The 19786-nt window shown below is 70.6% G+C and carries 21 protein-coding genes and 1 pseudogene; 7 read left to right on the top strand and 15 right to left on the bottom strand.

Annotated elements, in window-relative coordinates:
- Positions 1–579 precede the first annotated feature (579 nt).
- The gene (locus tag PV721_RS20950) at positions 580–849 is read left to right on the top strand and encodes a cold-shock protein (RefSeq protein WP_319726671.1); all 270 of its coding nucleotides are present in this window, start codon (positions 580–582) and stop codon (positions 847–849) included.
- 515 nt (positions 850–1364) lie between these two features.
- Here the strand turns inward: PV721_RS20950 and PV721_RS20945 are convergent.
- The 3 genes from PV721_RS20945 to PV721_RS20935 all read right to left on the bottom strand — a co-directional run bounded on the left by PV721_RS20945 (position 1365) and on the right by PV721_RS20935 (position 3472).
- Positions 1365–1955: a hypothetical protein gene (locus PV721_RS20945; RefSeq protein ID WP_319726668.1), complete on the bottom strand. Its 591-nt coding sequence runs from the start codon at positions 1953–1955 to the stop codon at positions 1365–1367.
- Positions 1956–2024: 69 nt separating this feature from the next.
- Positions 2025–2351 carry a MerR family transcriptional regulator gene (locus PV721_RS20940; protein ID WP_319726665.1) on the bottom strand — a complete coding sequence of 109 codons (327 nt, stop codon included), beginning with the start codon at positions 2349–2351 and terminating at the stop codon, positions 2025–2027.
- A 230-nt stretch (positions 2352–2581) separates the two neighbouring features.
- Complete coding sequence (locus tag PV721_RS20935) at positions 2582–3472, bottom strand: DUF1206 domain-containing protein (protein WP_319726663.1); 891 nt, start codon at positions 3470–3472, stop codon at positions 2582–2584.
- Between the two features lie 888 nt (positions 3473–4360).
- On the opposite strand from PV721_RS20935, the gene PV721_RS20930 reads away from it, so the two are divergent.
- Both PV721_RS20930 and PV721_RS20925 read left to right on the top strand, forming a co-directional pair.
- Entirely contained in the window at positions 4361–6055 is a 1695-nt protein-coding gene (locus tag PV721_RS20930; protein ID WP_319726661.1) for an alkaline phosphatase D family protein, read from the top strand.
- A 156-nt stretch (positions 6056–6211) separates the two neighbouring features.
- On the top strand, positions 6212–6478 hold the full coding sequence (locus PV721_RS20925; RefSeq protein WP_319726659.1) for a hypothetical protein: 267 nt from the start codon (positions 6212–6214) through the stop codon (positions 6476–6478).
- Positions 6479–6768: 290 nt separating this feature from the next.
- On the opposite strand, the gene PV721_RS20920 is transcribed toward PV721_RS20925, so the two are convergent.
- The 5 genes from PV721_RS20920 to PV721_RS20900 all read right to left on the bottom strand — a co-directional run bounded on the left by PV721_RS20920 (position 6769) and on the right by PV721_RS20900 (position 10574).
- Positions 6769–6993: a hypothetical protein gene (locus PV721_RS20920; protein WP_319726657.1), complete on the bottom strand. Its 225-nt coding sequence runs from the start codon at positions 6991–6993 to the stop codon at positions 6769–6771.
- Between the two features lie 93 nt (positions 6994–7086).
- Positions 7087–7683: a hypothetical protein gene (locus tag PV721_RS20915; RefSeq protein ID WP_319726655.1), complete on the bottom strand. Its 597-nt coding sequence runs from the start codon at positions 7681–7683 to the stop codon at positions 7087–7089.
- Between the two features lie 298 nt (positions 7684–7981).
- A complete protein-coding gene (locus tag PV721_RS20910) occupies positions 7982–8863 on the bottom strand; it encodes a hypothetical protein (RefSeq protein WP_319726652.1) in 882 nt (293 codons plus the stop codon).
- A 10-nt stretch (positions 8864–8873) separates the two neighbouring features.
- Positions 8874–9437, bottom strand: coding sequence for a papain-like cysteine protease family protein (locus PV721_RS20905; RefSeq protein WP_319726650.1), 564 nt, complete (start codon positions 9435–9437; stop codon positions 8874–8876).
- Positions 9438–10232: 795 nt separating this feature from the next.
- The gene (locus PV721_RS20900; RefSeq protein WP_319726648.1) at positions 10233–10574 is read right to left on the bottom strand and encodes a MerR family transcriptional regulator; all 342 of its coding nucleotides are present in this window, start codon (positions 10572–10574) and stop codon (positions 10233–10235) included.
- 918 nt (positions 10575–11492) lie between these two features.
- Between PV721_RS20900 and PV721_RS20895 the strand changes: the two are divergent.
- Positions 11493–11851 (top strand): annotated as a pseudogene (locus PV721_RS20895) (ATP-binding protein).
- A 269-nt stretch (positions 11852–12120) separates the two neighbouring features.
- Here PV721_RS20895 and PV721_RS20890 read toward each other — a convergent pair.
- The 4 genes from PV721_RS20890 to PV721_RS20875 all read right to left on the bottom strand — a co-directional run bounded on the left by PV721_RS20890 (position 12121) and on the right by PV721_RS20875 (position 15331).
- The gene (locus tag PV721_RS20890) at positions 12121–13167 is read right to left on the bottom strand and encodes an acyl-CoA desaturase (RefSeq protein WP_319726646.1); all 1047 of its coding nucleotides are present in this window, start codon (positions 13165–13167) and stop codon (positions 12121–12123) included.
- Between the two features lie 444 nt (positions 13168–13611).
- Entirely contained in the window at positions 13612–14097 is a 486-nt protein-coding gene (locus PV721_RS20885; RefSeq protein WP_319726644.1) for a DUF488 domain-containing protein, read from the bottom strand.
- A 17-nt stretch (positions 14098–14114) separates the two neighbouring features.
- Complete coding sequence (locus PV721_RS20880) at positions 14115–14282, bottom strand: hypothetical protein (protein ID WP_319726641.1); 168 nt, start codon at positions 14280–14282, stop codon at positions 14115–14117.
- Positions 14283–14734: 452 nt separating this feature from the next.
- Positions 14735–15331: a hypothetical protein gene (locus tag PV721_RS20875; protein ID WP_319726639.1), complete on the bottom strand. Its 597-nt coding sequence runs from the start codon at positions 15329–15331 to the stop codon at positions 14735–14737.
- 325 nt (positions 15332–15656) lie between these two features.
- Here PV721_RS20875 and PV721_RS20870 point away from each other — a divergent pair, with 325 nt between their 5' ends.
- Complete coding sequence (locus tag PV721_RS20870; protein WP_319726637.1) at positions 15657–16196, top strand: DoxX family membrane protein; 540 nt, start codon at positions 15657–15659, stop codon at positions 16194–16196.
- A gap of 118 nt (positions 16197–16314) precedes the next feature.
- Positions 16315–16713, top strand: coding sequence for a hypothetical protein (locus tag PV721_RS20865; RefSeq protein ID WP_319726635.1), 399 nt, complete (start codon positions 16315–16317; stop codon positions 16711–16713).
- A gap of 328 nt (positions 16714–17041) precedes the next feature.
- On the opposite strand, the gene PV721_RS20860 is transcribed toward PV721_RS20865, so the two are convergent.
- Together PV721_RS20860 and PV721_RS20855 are read right to left on the bottom strand one after the other, a co-directional pair.
- A complete protein-coding gene (locus PV721_RS20860; protein ID WP_319726633.1) occupies positions 17042–17275 on the bottom strand; it encodes a hypothetical protein in 234 nt (77 codons plus the stop codon).
- Between the two features lie 512 nt (positions 17276–17787).
- On the bottom strand, positions 17788–18363 hold the full coding sequence (locus tag PV721_RS20855) for a hypothetical protein (RefSeq protein WP_319726630.1): 576 nt from the start codon (positions 18361–18363) through the stop codon (positions 17788–17790).
- Positions 18364–18580: 217 nt separating this feature from the next.
- Here PV721_RS20855 and PV721_RS20850 point away from each other — a divergent pair, with 217 nt between their 5' ends.
- Complete coding sequence (locus tag PV721_RS20850; RefSeq protein ID WP_319726627.1) at positions 18581–18733, top strand: hypothetical protein; 153 nt, start codon at positions 18581–18583, stop codon at positions 18731–18733.
- Between the two features lie 168 nt (positions 18734–18901).
- Here PV721_RS20850 and PV721_RS20845 read toward each other — a convergent pair whose 3' ends face one another.
- The gene (locus PV721_RS20845; protein WP_319726625.1) at positions 18902–19153 is read right to left on the bottom strand and encodes a hypothetical protein; all 252 of its coding nucleotides are present in this window, start codon (positions 19151–19153) and stop codon (positions 18902–18904) included.
- Positions 19154–19786: the final 633 nt, after the last annotated feature.

Raw genomic sequence — 19786 nt, 5'->3', positions numbered from 1 at the left:
GCCCTGCCCCGGGACATGAGACAAGAACTTTCGCGGATCAGCGGTCACGATCCCTCAAACGATTCTTGCGCCCGCTCGACACCGCTGCCCCGAACGCTACGGTTCCCGGCTGCGCTGGAGATGTCGGCCGGTCGGAAGCCGACTGAAGCCCGACTCTACGCACGCCAGTCCATCGACCACTTCAGCGCAGCCGCAGGAATCGCAGTCGAGGCCTTATGGAGACTCGAATCCGGCGACTACAGCCACGACGGAATCTCCGCGCCCAGCAGGCCTTCGTCTCCGCGCCGAAGCTGTCGGCATCAACCCCGAACCACTGATCGCGGAACTCAACCACGCAGCAGCCGACCGAACCGAGACCGCACACGTGACCTCTGAACTCGCAAGGCCCAGCAGCGATCTCTTACAAACACCATGTGCTGTCGGTAGGAAAGCGTGCCGCGACGGCGCGTTGTCTCTCCATAAGAGCCTGCCGGCTGCGGTCGCGCTGGAGCCTGCTGCTTCACGCCCCTGCTCACGCCCTCCCCATCGGTAGCGAGCGGGCGGACAGTGTCGGCTTCCGGATCCGACCCTTAGAGGGGAGTGGGAAGCTTGTCGCCCTGCGGTGTCGTGAAGTGGTTCGACCCTGACCGGGGTATCGGTCTCATCAGCCAGGAGGACGCCGGACCTGACGTTCAGGCAGAAGCCTCGGCAATTCATGGAGAGGATCCCCGTCTGCGCCAGGGCGAGGAAGTCTTCTTCAACGTCACCCTGGACAGTACGGGACTACGGGCCGACAACATCCGCCGTTCGGAGGGAGCCCGGCGCTACCGCGGTCCACGCCAGCACACGGGAGTATCAGCGTCCGTCTGAAGCGAGCAGGCGCACTCCTGTCCGCACGCGGCGCCGTCTTCCGCCAGTCTCCCGCTCACGCCAGAGCCCGCTCGGTCAGCTCCTGTCCGCAACTCGCGGTCGGAACTCTTGCCGGTGCCAGGCGGTCGGCGAAGCGCGGGTTGACCTCTCCCAGGGCCGCGGTGTGCAGCCGCAGCATCGTGGCACGTATGTCGCGCAGATCGCCACTGCCGGATGTATGGCCTGGACAGCGGCTTCGCGGAGCCGATGCTGCAGCGGCGTCCGCCGGCGAGCGTGGGCGGAACCGAGGCCGGAGGGGTTTGCGTGGCCTCAGCCCGGGCTGAGGCCACGCGCACGAGCGGGGACACGGTGGACGTCGAGCCGTCCAGGTCGGCGGCCACCCGGTTGCATCACCCGGGCGCACCCTTTTCTAGGGGGCGAAGGGTTCCGCCTCCTGGGGGAGCTGGTCGAGAACGCCAGCCCTGTGCGGTTCCCCACGTCCCTGACGGAGCGCTGCCCCTTGCCGGTTCCGGCTGTCAGTTGAAGATGTCCCAGAGGTCCAGCCAGGAGCCTGCGTCGTCGGCGGAGCGGCGGGGCCGCATGGGGAGCGGGTCCGGGTAGGTCTCCGCTGCGGCCCTCGCGCGAACGATGTCGGGCCCGCCGCACGCCGCGACCGCGAAGGCACCGAAAACCTTGGCGAACGCGGCCGGGTCGCGGAACTCCACGCCGAACGCCCGGCCGTCCCGCAGCGGCACCCACACCACCCGGTCGAACGGTCTCCATTCCCCCACCAGCAGGTCGTCGGCGGTTGACCGCCCCTCCAGCCACAGCCGCGCCACGTGGAGTAGGTTCACCTTCTCCATCGGCAGCCGCTTGCGCCGCACCCGCAGTTCACGCGCCGTCAGTTCGACGCGCTGGTCCTTCTTCGGGTACCAGACGACGCCGATCCCGAACGGCACCCACAGCAGGATCCCGATCATCGGCCAGATCAGCGCGTCGCCCCACGACCGGAACAGCCCGCCGTCCAGCAGGTACAGGGCCCCGAAGACCAGAACCCACTTGGCCGTCATCCGCCAGAACCCGGTGCCCTGCCGGTACAGGACCCGCCGCTTCCCCGTCGTCGCCATGCCCCCCACGCTATCCGCCGCCCCGCAGCTCACCGTAGGCGCCCTTCGTCACCGCGGGGGTGGGTGGCGTCACCGTGCCGCCGGTTCGGCGTTGCGGCGGTATTCGGCGTTGATGCGCTGGGCTTCCTCGAGCTGGTCCTCGAGGATGATGATGCGGCAGGCGGCCTCGATGGGGGCGCCCTGGTCGACGAGTTCCCGGGCGCGGGCTGCGATGCGCAGCTGGTAGCGGGAGTAGCGGCGGTGGCCGCCCTCGGAGCGGAGCGGGGTGATCAGGCGGGCCTCTCCGAGGGCGCGGAGGAAGCCCTGGGTGGTGCCGAGCATGTCTGCCGCCCGGCCCATGGTGTAGGCGGGGTAGCCGTCGTCGTCGAGACGGCTGATCGGGTCGTCTGCTGTCATCGCACCTCACTGCGAAACAGGTGGAGAGAAGGGGTCAGAACGCGGGGAGGGGCCCTGGTGCGTACGACACCAGGGCCCCGAAGGAACTGCTACACCATCTACCGGCCCTCAGTACTGCGCCGGCAGCCTCCATAGAGCCGGGCCCCGGGGATGTCATGGCTGATCCCCCCGGGGCCCGTGGTGCACTGGGCGGTCGGCAGGGTACGGGCGGGGCGGCGCGAGCAGGGCGGTCAGCCGGCATCGCGGCTGACCGGCTGCTCTGCCGAGGCCTCGTGGTCAGGGGCTTTACGCCAGCGGGCTTCGCAGAAGGAGTAGAGGCCGAACAGCAGAAGGCCCACCGCGGCGGCGATCAGCAGCACGGGCCCGGCCGGCGTGTCAGCGAACGAGCGCAGCGTCTCGTCCAGGCCCTTTGCCTCGCTGGCGTCGAAGCGCACCGCGGCCAGGAGGCTGAACAGGCCGGTCGCCACCGCGACCACCCCGCACGCCACGCCGCCGATGATGCCCAGAGCCGCGACGATACGCCGCGTCGTCTGGCTCATCCGCTCCGTGCGGAGGTTCTTCTCGAACTTCCGCATCAGGCTGCGCACCACGATCACCACGCCCACGATGGCCAGCACGGCCCCGAACACGCCGACGAGGACACGACCATAGGGCAGTTCCAGCACTCTCGCGGTGTAGTCCTTCGACGACTCGTCACCGCCGCGGGCCCCGCCGGACCCGCCGACCAGCGCGGTCTGCACCACGCCGATACAGATCACCAGGTAGAAGACGGCCAGCCCCAGGGAGCCCAGGCGCCGGGTCCACTTGTCACCGCCTTCCGTCGCCTGCCCGAATGCGGCCTCGGAAAGGCGCCACAGCGCCATCGCCGCCAGCCCCACCACCAGCGCCCACAGCAGCACCTGGCCGTACGACTGCTCACCGATGGTCCGCACCGCCCCGGACCGGTCGGCCTCCTTGTCACTGCCCCCACCGAAACCGATCCGCGCGGCGAGGAGCCCGACCAGAACGTAGATCACTCCCCGGGCACAGAGCCCGACCCTGGAGGCAACCTCCATGGCGCGACTGTCAGCCACACGCTGCCCCCGGGTCTTGGCCTGGGCGCCGCCGTTGTCGATCGCCATACCTGGCACCTCCCTGTGCGCTACCGAGGTCGACACGGCGCGATAGTCAGTGCGCGCTGGAAGGCGTTCTCGCCACGGCCTGCGAGATGCGCACCCTGGCTCGGCACACACCGCACCAGGGTGCCTCCCGCGGGCTGGACGCGGCGGCGACCGGTCACAGCGCCTCCTCCCACCATGGCACCAGGCAGCGCACCCGACCAGTGCAGCCCCTTTCGCTTCTCCCGCTTCGGCTCTCCCGGGGGCAACGGGCTCGACTCCTGAACCGGGGCGGGACCGGCAGGCTTGGCGACGGCCGGGGTGATCGCGGAGAGCACTTCGGGCGCGGGCAGCAGCGAAAGGGTCGACGCGGAGAGGAGCTTGCCGGGCCGCCGGGACCGGTCCAGAGGACAACGGCCTCGTCCTTCGCCCCGGCGGCGGCGTCGGCCGTGTAGGCGTGGGCCGAGGCGACGAGCCGCTTCGGGAAAGACCAGGTGTCCCCGGCCGGGCGGACCGATTCGAGCAGGGTGTGGCGAGCGGTGCCGTGGGACGGCCGGGCAGGAGAACGACCGGAGGACGCACGTGATCGACGTCAGCGACATCGGCGCCTTCCCCGGCCTGGACATCGGCAACACCACGCCACCGCCGTTACGCCCGCCGGGAAGATTTCGGTGCAGTGAATGGGACAGCGCCGACCACAGCTTCACCGAGAACCTGCCGCGGCGGCGCGGACCAGACGGCGGGCGGCGGTACGGGTCCAGGCGCGGGCCGTCGCTGCCGACCCGCTGCTCCCGTGTCCGCCAAGTCCGACGCGGGGCGGCCGGGCAGCACAACGGCGCCGTTTCCGCCGCCGTTCAGTACTGTACGGAGCGGCCGTTCCGTACCGTGCGGAGCACCGGAAGGGGACTCGCGATGGCCGGTCTGAGGCTGGGCCCGCTCCTGCGACACGTGGACTGGGAGTCGGGCACGAGCGCGACGGTGTGGGTCGAGACCGACCGGGCGTGCACGGCGGAGGTCCGGTGCCCGGGCGGCGGCGGTGGTTCGGCTCCCACGTTCTGCGTCGTCGGCCACCACTACGCACTGGTGGTCGTGACCGGACTCGCCCCCGGGTCCGCCACGACGTACGAGGTGCTGCTCGACGGCGAGCGGGTGTGGCCCCTCGCGGACTCGCCCCAGCCGCCCAGCACCATCCACACGCCGCCGGTCCCGGCGACGGGTGCGGTGGTCGCCTTCGGCTCGTGCCGGTGGGCGGCGCCTGCGGTGGGCGAGCCCGATCCGGTGGGCCCCGATGTCCTCGACACCCTCTCCGCCCGGCTCGCCGCCGACCCGGAGGCCGAGCGTCCGGACGTTCTCCTCCTCCTCGGCGACCAGGTGTACGCGGACGAGACGTCCGCCGACACCCGCGCCTGGATCGCCCGGCATCGGCGGGCCGCCGGCACCGGCTCCGCCGCCCCGCCGGATCAGGTCGCCGACTACGAGGAGTACACCCACCTCTACGACGAGTCCTGGGGCGATCCCGAACTGCGCTGGCTGCTCTCGACCGTACCCAGCTGCATGATCTTCGACGACCACGACGTCATCGACGACTGGAACACCAGCGCCGCCTGGGTAGCCGACATGCGGGCAACGCCCTGGTGGCACGAGCGGATCACCAGCGGCCTGATGTCCTACTGGGTCTACCAGCACCTCGGGAACCTCTCCCCCGCCGAGCTCGCCGAGGACGAGCTGTACGCGGCGGTACTGGCGGCCGACGACGGCACGGAGGTGCTGCGCGCGTTCGCCGAACGCGCCGACGCCGACCCGGCGGCGGTGCGCTGGAGCTACCGCAGGGACTTCGGCCGCACCCGGCTGCTGATGGTCGACACCCGGGCCGCGCGGGTGCTGGAGGAGCAGCACCGGGCGATGCTGGACGCCGAGGAGGCCGCCTGGCTGCGGACGCAGGCGTTCGACGACCCCGGCGGCGTCGACCACCTGCTGGTCGGGACCTCGCTCCCGTGGCTGCTGCCCCCGATGGTCCACTTCGCGGAGGGCTGGCACGCGGCGCTCTGCCGGGGCGAGCGCGGGCCGCGCTGGGCGCGCTTCGGTGAGTGGCTGCGCCGGCGCGCGGACCTGGAGCACTGGGCGGCGTTCACCTCGTCGTTCGAAAAGCTGACGGAGACGGTCGCCGAGGTGGGGAGGGCCGACGCCGCCCCGGCGACGGTGTGCGTGCTCTCCGGGGACGTACACCACGCGTATGTGGCGGAGCCCGTCTGGACCACCGGACAGCAGCCGCGCTCCCGCGTCTTCCAGTTCACCTGCTCACCGCTGCACAACTCTGTGCCCGCAGCCATACGGGCCGGATTCCGTTTCGGCTGGAGCCGGTTCGCCAAGGGGATCGGACATCTCCTCGCCCGCCACGGACGGATCGCGAGACCGGTGATCCGGTGGGAGCGCACCGGCGGACCGTGGTTCGGCAACCAGTTGATGACGCTGACACTGCGCGGACGTACGGCGCGGCTGCGGCTGGAGAGGGCCTCGGCGGGTGCCAAGCGGGGGCGCCGCGGGACCGACCGCGCGGGAGCGCGGCTCATCGGCGTCTTCGACCGCAGTCTGACGGATGGAAGTTGACGCCCCGCCGGACGGCCCCCATGAGCTTCTTGGAGGTCCCGCAGTGGGGTCACCCGGCCTCCAACGGCGAGCCCAAGCTTCGCAAGATGTTCGGGAGGCTGCAGGCCAAGCACGGGACCGTCTTGGTACCGGGCCACCGACAGCCGGCCTCCATCGGTGCCCCTGCCGCTGGCGGTGGCCCGGCGTTGGACGCTTCGGAGGAAGCCGGCCGGCGGCGGTGTCCCGGACGACGAGCTCGCCGTCGAGGACCAGGTCCTCGGGCAGTTACTCGGCAACGGCGACCAGGACGGGGAACCTGTCCTGGACGAGGGAGCCGCGCCGGGTTTGCAGGGGCAGTCGGCCGCCGTGGCCTGCGGAGGTGAAGAGGATCGCGCGGGGGCCGTGCAGCGCGCTGTCGTGGAAGCCGCGGCCGCCGCGGCGTAGAGCGCCTCTTCCCTCGCTGTCGGGTGGGAAGAGGCGCCATCTTCCGGGAGGGGCTTACCCACGGCGTCTGACCTGGGCAGACGAGCGATCGGCAGGTTCGGGGGCTCCCACCTCCGGTCGGTCCCCCGCTGAAAGCAACCGCCCGGACAACGGTCCGGCCGCCCTTCGATGCATCCCGATCCGGCCGGACCAACTTCCGAAGCCGGGGTGCCCGGGACCGGCCGCATGCAGGTGCTTGCCCACGCTGCCGGGCCTGCTCCGGGCGCAGCGGTACCGTCCGGCCGACCGCGTCAGGCGGCAGTCCACTGGTGGGCGGGGTCGCCCCGCCATTCCACCAGCTGCGGATCGTTCAGCACGTTCTCCGGTTCGATGACTCCGACGGCTTCCAGGAACATGATCAGGTCCCGGTCCGAGTGGGCCAGCCCCAAGATCTCCTCGCGTCCCTCACGGTGCATGGTGACCTGCCGGCCGCCACTGGGATGGCACCGGTGCACGACGACGGGCACGCTGTCCACATCTTCAGGATGCGACCGCGCAAAGCACCGCGCACCCAGCCCACCTCCCTGGGCGGACACGGCGGCGCTCACTCGTAGCGTCGGGGGGCTGGCTCAGTCCCGCAGGTGGTGCCAGTAGTCGCCGGAGCGCATGTGCGGGGACAGGCAGTGGGCGCGCTGCCACATGCCTTGCGCCTGCTGGTCGGGACGCTGCTGCTCCCCGTGCAGGGCGTTGAGAATGAGCAGGCCGCCGGTGACCGCCGGTACCACCCACTGCGCGTAGGACAGGTGGCGTTCCGCCTGGCCGGTGTCGAAGGAAGCGGCTGCTTCCTCGGCGTCCTGGGGGTCTTGTGAGGAGGCGAGTTCGATCTTCTTGCCCAGCATGCGGGCGTAGGCCGTGGCGGCCAGGGCGACGCCGGTCAGGGCCGTTTTGGCCACAGTGGACGCGGCCACGCCCTGCTGGGTCGCGACCCGGGACGCGTTCGCCGCGAGCAGCCCGCTGCCGCCGACCAGGTGCGCGCCGATCGCGACCGCGCTGACCGGGGTCCACCTCGCCCAGCCGGTGCTGGCGATCCGGGCGTTGTCGCGCCAGCTGTCGCTGTGGCCCTTGGCCGCGCCGTTGAGGCCGACCGCGCCCATCAGAGATCCGCCGAACCATGCGGCCAGGCCCACATCGTGCATGCTGCGCCAGACGGTGTTGCGTTCGGACATGACACTCCTCGACGGGACGCTGCGCGTGCCGGCATCGTGCCGGTGCTGCAGCCACCGTCGCCCGCACCCGCGGGCGCCGCCATACCGGCTGCTCCGAACGGCCGTGAGAGCGGTGAGGTCAGGCTTCGGCTCGGGTGTGCGCGTGCGGGCCGGCGGATTGCGGGCCTCGCCAGAGCAGGCACAGGACGGTGGTGTCCTCTCGTGGGGGCAACCTGTAGCCCCTCTGCGATGGCCGGACCGGGATTCGCTCCGTCCCGGCCGGCTGCCGGGACGGAGCGAGGGGCGGACGGGGCCGGGCTCAGCGGGTGCTTGCACGCCCTCGCCGGCGGAGCACGGCGGCTCCGCCCGCGAGAGCGAGTGCCATGCCGGAACCGCCGGCAAGCAGCAGGGTGGAGGACGGGGCGTCGTCCGCCGTGCGCTGGAGGCTGTAGCCGCTGGAGTAGCCCTTGGTGTCGTACTCCGAGCCGGGCAGCTTGTCGGCGTAGCGGGCCTTGACCAGTTTCTGGTAGTCGCCGAGTGACACCGAGGCCTGGCCGCCCAGTCCTTGCCGGGCCTGCTCGTTGAGTGGCTCGACGGTGGTGAGCTTGAGCTGGTACCAGCCGCGGAGCTGCGGCTCGGTGAAGACCAGGGTGCCCAGGGTGGCTTTGCCGGCGTATGTGGCGTCGCTGTCGCCGTCGCGCACGGCTGCCAGGTGCCAGCCGCCGCCCTGGGTGGGGGCGAGCATGACGGTGGCGTTGCGGCCGTTGACGGTGGTGCTCAGCGAGGAGACCAGCTGTGTCAGCTTGATCGCCTCGGTGGGCAGTGGCTTTGCGGTGCCCGCGACGAACCCGGGGGTGATCTCGTTCAGCGCCACCGGGTCTTTGATCGTGAAGACCGGGAGGCCCTGGCAGGGCTCGGCCGTTTCGGGGATCGTCTGCACCGGCCCGCCGGCGCCGTCGGTGGGCACCGCGGTGCGCAGGAAGCGGCAGACGGCGTTGCGGACGTCGGTTGACTTCACCGCGTTGAGGGCGGCCTGGTAGTCGGGGATGTCGGCCGGGAGAGGGTCCTTGGCGGGGGCCGCGTGCGTCGGACCGACGACGGACAGCAGCGCGGATGCACTCACTGCGATGACGAGGGACAGACGGGAGGAGCGAGAGGCCGCCCGCTTGCTGGACATTTCGGTGCCGCTGGTGTCGCGCATGTCGCCTGCCTTAGCGGGAGATACCGATGCGGGAGTGGGTCCACTTGGACGAGCTGTTGCTCACGTAGTCGTTGTAGTTCCACCACGTGTACGTGGTGGTGTCCGGCCACGGGTCGGCCACGGCGATCGTGTTGTTCGACGTGTCGAAGCCGTAGACCACGTTCATGTGGCCGCCCCCGGACGTCCACCCGATGCGGGCACCGATCGGCCGCGCCGCCTTGACGTCGGTGTACACCTGGTTGAACGTGGCCGCGCTGCTCAGGCCGGAGCCGGTATGGGTCATGCCGAGGCTGCTCCAGCCCTTGGCCATGTCGTCGAGTGTGGCGGGCTGATTGTTGCAACCGTAGTAGGGCTGGGCCCGGTTGCAGAAGTCCGTCTGTGTGGAGCCGAAGCCCTGGAACTTGGCGATGGTCAGCCCGGAGGCGACCCAACACCACTGGGTCTTCTCCTGCTTCAGCATGCTGATGGTGTCCTGGCCCGCTTCCGCGTGAGCTGTGCCTCCCGCGGCCGCGAGCGATCCCAAGGCGGCCAGCGCGATGGCCAACGTCGTGGTCCCGTTCCTGAACCTGCCCATTTTCCTGCCTTCCCCTGATGGGTACAACGAGATGAGCGGGGCAATCTGGCACGAATATGACAGCGCATCATGTCCGAGTCACATAGGGACCTTGCAGGAAATCACCCCTTACTGATTATTTGTCGGGTAGTCATGCGACTCGGGTACTTGCAGCTCACGTCGGCCTGCCGAAGCGGGGTGTGATGGTTACAACCTGCCCGCCTTCAGAGGAACTCCCAGCTGTCGCGGTGCAGGACGAGTTGGGCAGAGGCGACGCCGGCGGCCTTCAGCAGCAGGACGCCGTGTGCGACCTTCGGGCCCCGGGCCGTGATCCGGGCGTCTGCCCGGAGGTGGTGGGCGCAGCGGCGGCCCCGGCTGCCGCACCGCGGTAGGCGGCCTCGATGGCGTGCTTCAGACCGCCCTCCGCCCCTCGCTCCCGATCGCCTTCGGCGGACCCTGGCCCTCGCTGTGCTCGGTGTTCTTCTTCTGGTGCTCACGTTCGCCCACGGTCTGCCGGGTGGACGGTTCGGTGATGTCCTCGTCGCCGTTCTGGGCGGCCTCGACTGCGCCGGTCTGCGGTGTTCTGGCTGCCGCGGGCGGCAGCCAGGGCTATCGCGAAGCCACGAAGGAAGTCGGCGAGCCCGCGCGGCTGCTGTACCGCCTCCCGTGTTTCCTCCCGGCCTTCCTGCACATCAGAGATCATCTTGTCCTGGCGGCAGCGCAGCTCCCGGTTCTCTTCGCCACCCCGACGAGGGCATGGTTCCCGGGGACGGCCACAGTCCAGAGTGCGCACCCGACCCGCGGGCGCGTACTTCCTCAGGCGGCGGCCGTCGGGTTCGCCGCCGGTTCGGCGTTGCGGCGGTATTCGGCGTTGATGCGCTGGGCTTCCTCGAGCTGGTCCTCGAGGATGACGATGCGGCAGGCGGCCTCGATGGGGGCGCCCTGGTCGACGAGTTCCCGGGCGCGGGCTGCGATGCGCAGCTGGTAGCGGGAGTAGCGGCGGTGGCCGCCGGCCGAGCGCAGCGGTGTGATCAGGCGGGCCTCTCCGAGGGCGCGGAGGAAGCCCTGGGTGGTGCCGAGCACGGCTGCCGCCCGGCCCATGGTGTAGGCGGGGTAGCCGTCGTCGTCGAGAGGGCCCAACGAATCGTCTGCTGTCATCGCACCTCACTGCGAAACAGGTGGGGGAAAGGGGTCAGAACGCGGGGAGGGGCCCTGGTGCGTACGACACCAGGGCCCCGAAGGAACTGCTACACCATCTGCCGGCCCTCAGTACTGCGCCGGCCTTCTGTGTCCGCAGACCCGACCGATACGCCGTCGGGGGTGCGGGGATCGCGGATGCGTGACCGGAGACCACCTCACTATCGATGTCCTGCGGTACCCGGGCTCAACTTCCGCCCGGGCGATCCTGATGGTGCCCAATTCCTCCGTCTTCCCTCGGTGCTACCAAACGGGAACTCGTACTACTGGTACTGCGTACTGCCGGGTACTGCTGTCCAACGAACCGCTTGTACTGCTCGTGACCTCACCCAAGCGCCACGCTTCGGCAGCCAGCCCCGTCGCCCATCCTGCATCCGCTCTGGCTTAGAACCCCACTGCCGAACCTCCCGGTGCGCGCGCCCGCAGCCGACGCCTTCACCGAGGTACCGCTCACTGACTTCACTGCTGGATACTGCGCACTGCACTTACGGGTACTGCCACTGCGTTAACTGCGGTACTGATCACGGCGGCCCCTGATCACTGCGGGCCACCCGGTCCGGTCGTCAGCCCCGTCGCCGTCCTGCAACAACCCTGGCTTCGAAACTCCACCACCGCACCGTCCTACGCACTGCAACTACGGGTACTGCGCACTGCGGGTACTACTGCCCGACAGTTCGTCTCTGCCAGGCCCTGCGGTCTCTCCGGGCTACGAGAGAAACCATAACCACACCACCACCCAATGTCTACTATGGCCGACATAGATTTTCAGGTGTCCGCTCCTGAGGTAATCGGATGCTGTCAAGTTGAACGGCTGCGGGCGGGGGCACATCGACCGGGCAGGCAGAGCCGGACTTCACCTCACGGGACCCGGAGGGCCAGATGACCACGATGAGCGCCGAGCGCACAGCCCCTCTTCCTTCTTTGTCTGCCGTCGCCGAGGCGCGCCAGGCCGCCCGGGCCTTCCTCGAAACCCTCGGGCAGCCGGCCATCGACCCGGAGCACGCCCACACCGTCGTCCTGGTCGTCTCCGAACTCGTGACCAACGCTTTGCGCCACGGCGGCGGCACCTACATGCTCCGCCTGGCCGCCCACCCCCACCCCATCGAGGTCGCCGTCGACGATCGCAGCCCCACCCGCCGCGCATGCGCACCCCCGACCTCGACGGCGGCAACGGCGGATTCGGCTGGCACATGGTCAACGACCTAGCCCGCGCCACCGTCGTCACCCCCAGGCACTAAGGCGGCAAAACCGTACGCGCCCTCCTCCCCCGCTGGACCCGCTAACCGGCGACGGTAGGTCGACGCAGGTCGGGCAGGGCCAGTGCGTCCAGCTCGGCGGTCCTGTCCTGGGACACGCTCGACCGAGCCTGGCCTGATTATCCCGGTACGGCCATGACCCACCTGTGTCCGCTGCGCCCGGTCCGACCGCGCGTCGGCGGCCGCACCCCTGACTCCGGGCCGGTGTCCCGCGTACCGGCTGGCCTCCCGCGTGCCGCTGGGTGGTGGCGTCAGGTGGTCCGCGGCCTTCTCAAGGGGGCTCCAGCCGCGTGGAGGCTGGCGAGGGTCTGCCGGTAGGAGTTGATCAGGCTGGTCTCCGCGTAGCTGACCCCGAGCTCCTGGCAATACCCGCGGACGATGGTCCGGGCCCTGCGCAGGTGCGGGCTGGGCATGCTCGGGAAGAGGTGGTGCTCGATCTGGTAGTTGAGACCACCGAGGACGATGTCGGTCAACCGGCCTCCGCGCACGTTGCGGGAGGTCAGGACCTGGCGCCTCAGGAAGTCGGAACGGTCGGCGCCTCGCAGGATCGGCATGCCCTTGTGGTTCGGGGCGAAGATCGAGCCGAGGTAGACGCCGAAGAGGCACTGGTGGACAAGGAGGAAGACGACCGCCTTGCCGGGCGGCAGCACCAGGAACAGCGTGCCGAGGTAGGCGGCGAAGTGTGCAGTGAGCAGGGCCCCTTCCCACATGCGGTGCTTGAGCGAGCGGTCGAACAGCGACCGCACCCCGGACACGTGCAGGTTGAACCCCTCCAGCGTGAGCAGCGGGAAGAAGAGGAACGCCTGCGAGCGGCCGAGCAGCCGCGGCAGTCCCCTGGCCGCGCGGGCCTGGTCCTGCGTCCATACGAGGATGTCCGGGTCGAGGTCGGGATCGAGGTCCTCGTGGTTGGGGTTGGCGTGGTGGCGGGTGTGCTTGTCCTGCCACCAGGCGTACCCCATGCCGATACCGAGGTTGCCGGCGACGCGCCCGGAAACCTCGCTGCCCTTGCGCAGCCGGAAGACCTGCCGGTGGGCGACGTCGTGCGCGAGCAGCGCCACCTGCCCGAACACGAAGGCCAGAAAACCGGCCACCAGCAGCGTCCACCAGCTGTCGCCGATCAAAACGAACGCCGTCCACCCGGCGGCGTACAGGGCCGTCACGGCCGCAATGCGCAGTGCGTAGTATCCGGGGCGCCTGGCCATGAGTCCGGCCTCATGGATCTTCCGGGAGAGCCGGGCGAAGTCGCTCCCCGTATCCGCCCGTACGGTAGGGGGCCGCGCCGTCTGGGAGGAATTCATGATCAGAAGCCACTTTCCGTTCCGTCGGAGAGAGGAGCAGGCCACGGCACGGGCGGAGCGCGCCCTGCCCGGGGCTCCACCTGACACGCGGGTGGCGCTCCCCATACCGCGCATACCCGGGATAACGGAATCGACGTACGTCTCGGTCCGCCCTTTCCGTTCCCACTCCCGGCGACCGGACGCCGGCCTGGCCGACACGGCGTTGCCGCTGAGGCGGACCTGCTGCGAGCAAGTGTCAGCGGTCACGTAAGTCAGTCCCACCCCCACTCCCACCCGTGAGACGACACCCCCGTCCGGCGGAGCGTGCGGCACCAGGACCACCGCGCGCCTACGGCAGCGGTCTGCCGGGGTCGGGTCCAGGTGAGCCGCTCGCCGTGCCCAGCGCCAAGCAATGACCATGATCAGCGCCGGCTGTCCGCCCACGAGCGCCGGTGATGGCACGGATCAGCCCGGACGGATGGTCGTGACTGGCAGGCCGTGCTCGGTGCGCAGGCGCTCGGCCACGAGCGAGCGGTGGCATGCCTCCGGATCGCTCTCGACACAGAACAGGGCGGTCACCGAGCTGCTCGGAAGCTCGGCCACGAGCGCGCCGAGGTCGAACGGGTCGAGGATCTCACGGGTGTAGCGCTCGACGTACTGGGGCGCCAGCACGATGCGGTTGCGCTTACCCACGCCCTGGCGGTCGTCCTCGCGGTACTGGAGCTGCCGCAGTTCCGTCGTCGGCGCCAGCTCCTTCACGTGCCGGTAGCCGATGTCCGCCGCGGCGAGCGCGCGCTGGAGCCGCGCCGAGTTCGCCCAGGAATAGTCGGAGCCCCGAACGCCGCGGCGCTGGCGAAGGTCGAGCAGCAGCCCCACGCCCCCGCCGGCTAGCTCCTCGAGGAAGGCTCCGACCGTGAAGCCGTAGACGCCGATCGTCGCAATGCGTCTCATCGCAGCACCCCTCAGGTTCACCCGAGGCGGCAAACGTGTTTGATGACGACCGCCACCGGAGCGGTGGTGATCGCGTACAGCAGCAGCCGCAGCCCCTCCGGATCATCTGCAATGTGTCGCGCCGCCCCGCACACGGCGGCTTCGTCCCACACGATGCCGTAAGCCATCAGCCGCACTTCCTTCACACGGGCACCGGGCCGAGCCCGAGGGGCATGGGGCCGGGCCTGCCAGTCGGAAGGCACGTGGGCCGAACGAGCACCACCCCAGGGCGCCTGCCTTGCCCCACCGGCGCCTGCCCGAATCAGCCGGTGCTACGCCGGCGGGCTGAGCGCCCCGCGCCAGTCATGGTGCGGCGAAATGCTCACCCGTCCCCGCCTGAGGTAAAGCAGCGGAGGGAGCACAACGGTGAAGGCCCGGACGCGGGAAATTCGCCACGCCGGACAGCGTGAAACCGACCCCGTTCGGCGAACTCGAGGGCTCAGCGCGACCGCCAACGCCGCCGGCAGCACCGCTCCAACTGCCTGAATCAGCACCGTCTCCCCTTCCCGGCCGGCGCCATCTCGGACGGCCGCTCGAATCGACGAACGGGGCCCGCTCACGGCTCCTCAACCGAACGCTGCCGCGGCCGCCGAGCGTTTCAGTGGGTGCGGTGCCAGTGGTGGCTGCGCACCACGTACGGGGCCAGGGTGCGGGCACGCCGCCACATTCCGTAAAGCTGCTGGGCCGGGCGCTGCTGCTCGCCGTGGAGGGCGTTGAGGATGATCAGCCCGCAAGTCAGGGCCGGTACGGACCACTGGGCGTAGGACAGATGGCGTTCGGCCTGCCCGGTGTCGACGGGGAGACGGTCGGCCTTCTCTGCGTCCTGGGGGTAGCCGGAGGAGGCGAGCTCGATCTTCTTGCCGAGGACGCGGGTATAGACGGTGGCGGCCAGCGCGGCGCCGGTCAGGACGGTCTTGGCCAGGGTGGAGGCGGCAACGCCCTGCTGGGTGAGGACGCGCGGCGCGTTGACGGCGAGCAGACCGCTGGAGCCGACGAGGTGCACGCCGATCGCGGCGGCTCCCACGGGCGCCCACATGGCCCACCCCGAACTCGCGATCCTGGCGCCTTCTTCCCAGCTCTTGCCTTGGGCCTTCGCGGCGCCGTTGAGGCCGACCGCGCCCATCAGGGACCCGCCGAACCAGGCGGCCAAGCCGACGTCGTGGAGGCTGCGCAGGACGGTGTTACGTTCGGACATGGGGGTGGCTCCTCGCGGGCGGGAGCGCCGCCAGGGCGCCGGCGCTCCCGCCACCGTCACCCCACGAGACGGTCGGTGCCAGTGCGGCTGAGCCGAACGGCCCGCGGGTACGGGGGGCGGAGCGGGCGGGCCGTGTGCCGCTCCGCCGCTGGCTCACGCCACCCCTGAGCGCCAGGAACTCCGGCATGGCCCCCGGGACTGGTCCGGGCCCAGCGGCACGTGCCGGTCTGCCGCCCCCGGTCCCTCACCGAATGTGCTTCCGGGCCGGTGGCAGACGGGACTGTCTCGGACCGAATGGGCAGGCCTGGTTTGGGCAGAGCGGGACATGGCTGCCCTACGAAAGCTCGCCCGCCCGCTGCTCGCCGCCCCGTTCGTCACCGGTGCACTACACACCCTGCGCCGCCCCGAGGCCGTCGCGGAAGTCCCCCACCCCGTTATCCGGGCGGTCGGGAAGCGCGTCCCGGCCCTCGCCGGGGATCCGCAGCAGCTGGTACGCGTCGCCAGCACGATCCAGGCCGCAGCAGGCCTGCTGTTCGCGACGGGGCGTGCCCCGCGCCTGGCCGCGCTCACGCTCGCTGCCGCGCTGGTGCCGACCTCCCTGACCACACACGCCTTTTGGACCGTGGAGGACCCGGACGAGCGCGCGCGGCAGCGCGCTCACTTCCTGACCGACCTCTCCGCACTGGGAGGGCTCCTCATCGCCGCCGCGGACACCCACGGCAAGCCCTCGCTCGCCTATCGATCCCGGCACGCACTCGACCACCGGCACCCGGTGAAGGCCGTCCGCCGCCCCGTCGAAGCGGCTGCGGCGACTACGGCCCACCGCGCCAAAGCGGTCGCGGCCTCCCTCACCGGCTCCCGCTGAGGGCGGGCCAACCTGCTGCCGCACCTCGGTCCCCGGCCGGCAGCCGTACGGATCGCACGACATCAGGGCCCTGAACGCCGCCGGTCCAGGGCCCTGACCCAACGACGAGGAGCACGACATGGCAGACGCCCGTCGCACCGCCCGGCGGATATCCGTCGGTTCGCTGCTCCGGCCGGCCGCGCTCGCCCCGCGTCTCCTGACACAAACCCTGGCCGTCGCCCGCAGCGCCCGGCGCCGCCATGGCGCAGGCATCGCCGCCGTCTGCCTGACCGCCGCCGAACACCGGTCGTGCTCCGACGGGGACAGCAGGTCCAGATCGGGTGTCACGGGCGGGCCACGGTGCCGGGACACCTCTGCGAACGCCGTCCGCCGTCGCGAGCGGGCCCACGAGACGGTCGCGTCCCATACCGACAGCCGTCACGACCTGGCCTCACTCCTCGCCATGCTGGACCTGCTGCCCGGGCCGGACGGGAAGAAGGTCCGACCCGAGGACCACCCCGGGCACGACCACACGTAACCACCCACGCACACTCAGGCCGGTCCAGCGGGTAGTCCTGTCCCAGGACGGAGGAGTTCTCCTCGGGGCGGACAGGATGGAAGCGGTAGACCGCCGGGCGCAGCGCGGTCTGTCCGCTCCCGTCGGTCGTCGTTCTTTCCTCTCATCTCCCGGCTGGCGTCCGATAGAAAAACAGCTCGGCGCGCGCCGAAAGGCCGAGGCGCCGGCCAGCTGGGCAGCCACTCCCGCTGGTCCCTCCAGCCTCCTGTCCGCTCTTGCCCCCTTGCCCGGCCGGCGGGTCTGCCGTGGCCGGGGGAGGTTTCTCGAGTACGGCTCGTGCGCGGCGCCCCTACTGCGTGCCGAAGTCGGGTGCCGGCCAAGGCAGACGGTCGAGGAGCAGCAGAACCGACCAGGCCGCGTGGAGCAGGACGGCGAGGATGCGGGCCGGCACCTTCATCCGGGCAAGTCTCAGCGCCCCGTACAGCGGCGGCAGGCATATAACGGCCCCCACGAGGAGGCTGCCCCAGCGCTTCGCGTCGGGCAGTCGTCCGGCAGCATCCTGAGCGGCTGCGTACAGGAACACTGTGATGATCAGGAGGGGGGGCCTGCATCAGGATCCGCATCCAGGTCTCGAAGACTTCCGGAGGCTCTTCGGGGCCCCGGATGATCCCGAGATACACCAGGATGTTCTTGCCGGGGCTCTGGCGCGGCTCTGCGGGGGCCGATTGAACAGCGCCTTCCAGTTCTGGGACGAGACGCGCGAGACGCGCGGGGCCCGCCATGTGAAGCGCGCGTGCCATAGATTCCAGTGCGGCTTGCCGCTGGACATCTGCGCTGGCAGACGGCTTGTCCAACACGGGATTGGACACGGATCGGACAGCGTCCTGAACAGCGAGGAGGACACGGATACCGTCGTCGCCGTCGGGGTCGGAGGGCGCCGCCGGCTGGAGGTCTTCGTCGATCAAGGCCTCGTCTTCGAGGCCTTCGGCGGTGATGTGTTCCAGGCGGGTCTCGAAGTCGGAGTCGTCCACCGCGTCCGCCTCGTTGCGGCGGGCGGGTTCGAGGGTTGTCTGCGGGACCACCAAGTCCTGCGCCTCACGCTCCAGCCGGCGGATCTCCTCCTGGGCGGTCAGCGCCTCCGTCATCCAACTCCTGCTGCTCCTCCGCCGTCATCCTGCGGCCGCGAGCCCGCTCCTGCTGGACCTGCACCTGGCTCAGCCGTTCCTTCGCCTGGCCGAGCTGCCGCTGCACGCGTGCCCGCTCCCGCTCCCCCACCAGTTTCAGGTGGAGCTCCGCGTTCTCCAGCCGGCTCTGCGTGTAGGCGAGCATCGGGCGCAGCTCCGCAAGGTGCTTCTCCGCGTTCGCCGCGAGTGCCTGGTACTTGATGACCTCCTGCAGTGCGTCGTCGCGCCGCTGGTGCTGTCGCACCAGTTCCCCGCCGGACGGGGTGCGTGAGGCGCGGCGCTCCGCGTCGGCTGCAGCCCACAGCTCCCACGCGCGGGTCGCCTTGGTGTTGCGTACGGCGCCGGGCGGGGTGAAGGACTCCACCAGGTTCCCGACGAGCTGTTCCGGGATGAGCTGGGCCCCGTTGAGGTAGTTGCCCCACGTCGAGCTGCTGCGGCCGAAGCGGTCCGCCAGCTCACGGACCGAAGCTCCCCGGGTCAGCCCCACCAGGAACAGCGCCAGCCGGCCGCCGGCTGCCTCCTCGTCGATCTCACGCTACGGAGACACCGCACCCCTCCCCCGTCGTGCCGTCCAGCGCTGACCACCCGATGACCAACCCTGTACCCCCTCCCACCAGTCCCAACAATGCCCCCCGCCCTTGGACAGCACTGTGTCGGTGAATCTCTCCTCACCCCAATCGCCCCTGCTACCAGGGGAGAACACCATGACGCTGTCCACGCTCTACGCCCTCCTCGGCCACGACCTCCTCGGCAACGCTCTGGCCGCAGCCCTCGTCACCGGGGTCGGGTACACAGCCAAGAAGATCCGGGCCAAGGTCCGCAATCGGAACGGCAACACCGCCCACCCGGCGCTGTAAGAAGAGCTGTCCGGCCGTCAGGCCGGGCCGGGGGACGGCAGTTGCCGTCCCCCGGCCACGGGCAGCAGACCACGCCCTGCTCCTCCCGAATGACGTCGTTACGCCGCCTGCCCTCGTGGACATCCACGCGACGGGCCCGTACCGGCCCCGTACGAAGAGGGGCGCGCGTCAGCACTGCTCCCCGGGAGAACCCTGCCGCCGGGGTGACCGGCGGCCCTCAGATATCGCCGGTCCATACCTCGGGGCCGCCCCCTCCCACCGGATCGGCCCGTCCTCGGACAGATCCACATCCTCCAGGCCGGCCCGGCGCAGGAACTCCGACACGTCTGCGGGCGTGAACGCCCGGCCCAGGTCCGCGTCCACGACGAGCGCGTGCACAGTGACCTTGCGCCAGCCCTGCGGCGCCACGGGGTGGATCACGATCTCCGTCTGGTCCGCGATGCATCCACAGCGCGACGGGCCCGCCAGCACGGCATCCGGAGCTCACCCCCGTAGCTGCGTTCACGTGTCGCGACAGCACAGCAGCCCTTGACGCCCTTGACGTCATCTCAGAACTCGTGGAGGGGACGGCGTTTGGGAGCGGGCGGCCGGGTTAGACGCGTGGATACCGGAAGCTGCCGCCTGGGGGTGGGGTGCTTCCGGAGCGGGCCCCGCCGCATGCCGCCCTTCCCCCCGGCGTCATGCGGCAGGCCCGCCCGCACGACGGGCTGCCGCCCGGATCCGTACGGCACCCGGACACCCCCTCGTCCCGGCCTCCTCCCCGGCCGGGACGGGGTGCCCGGCGAACCCCCGGCGCCGGCGCTCGGACCGCCGCCCCCGGGCAACGGACCCGACGGCAGCAGCCCGCCACATGATCAATATCCATGAGTTCGGGAGTCACCGACCCTCGCGGCCATAGCTGCCACTGCCCGCCAGGCGGCCCAGGACCAGATCCGTGCAACGGATCCCACCCCCGGGGTGCCACTCCATCACCGGCTCGGCCGCACGCCCGTGCTCCCAGTTCGCCGCCGCGGTGCGGCTCGGGTTCCTCTCCCCGGTGGGCACGGTGGAGAT

The sequence above is a fragment of the Streptomyces sp. MB09-01 genome (assembly GCF_033794505.1).
Lineage (GTDB): Bacteria > Actinomycetota > Actinomycetes > Streptomycetales > Streptomycetaceae > Streptomyces.
Note: the sequence above shows the minus strand (reverse complement) of the source record. Positions and strands in the feature narration are given on the sequence as shown.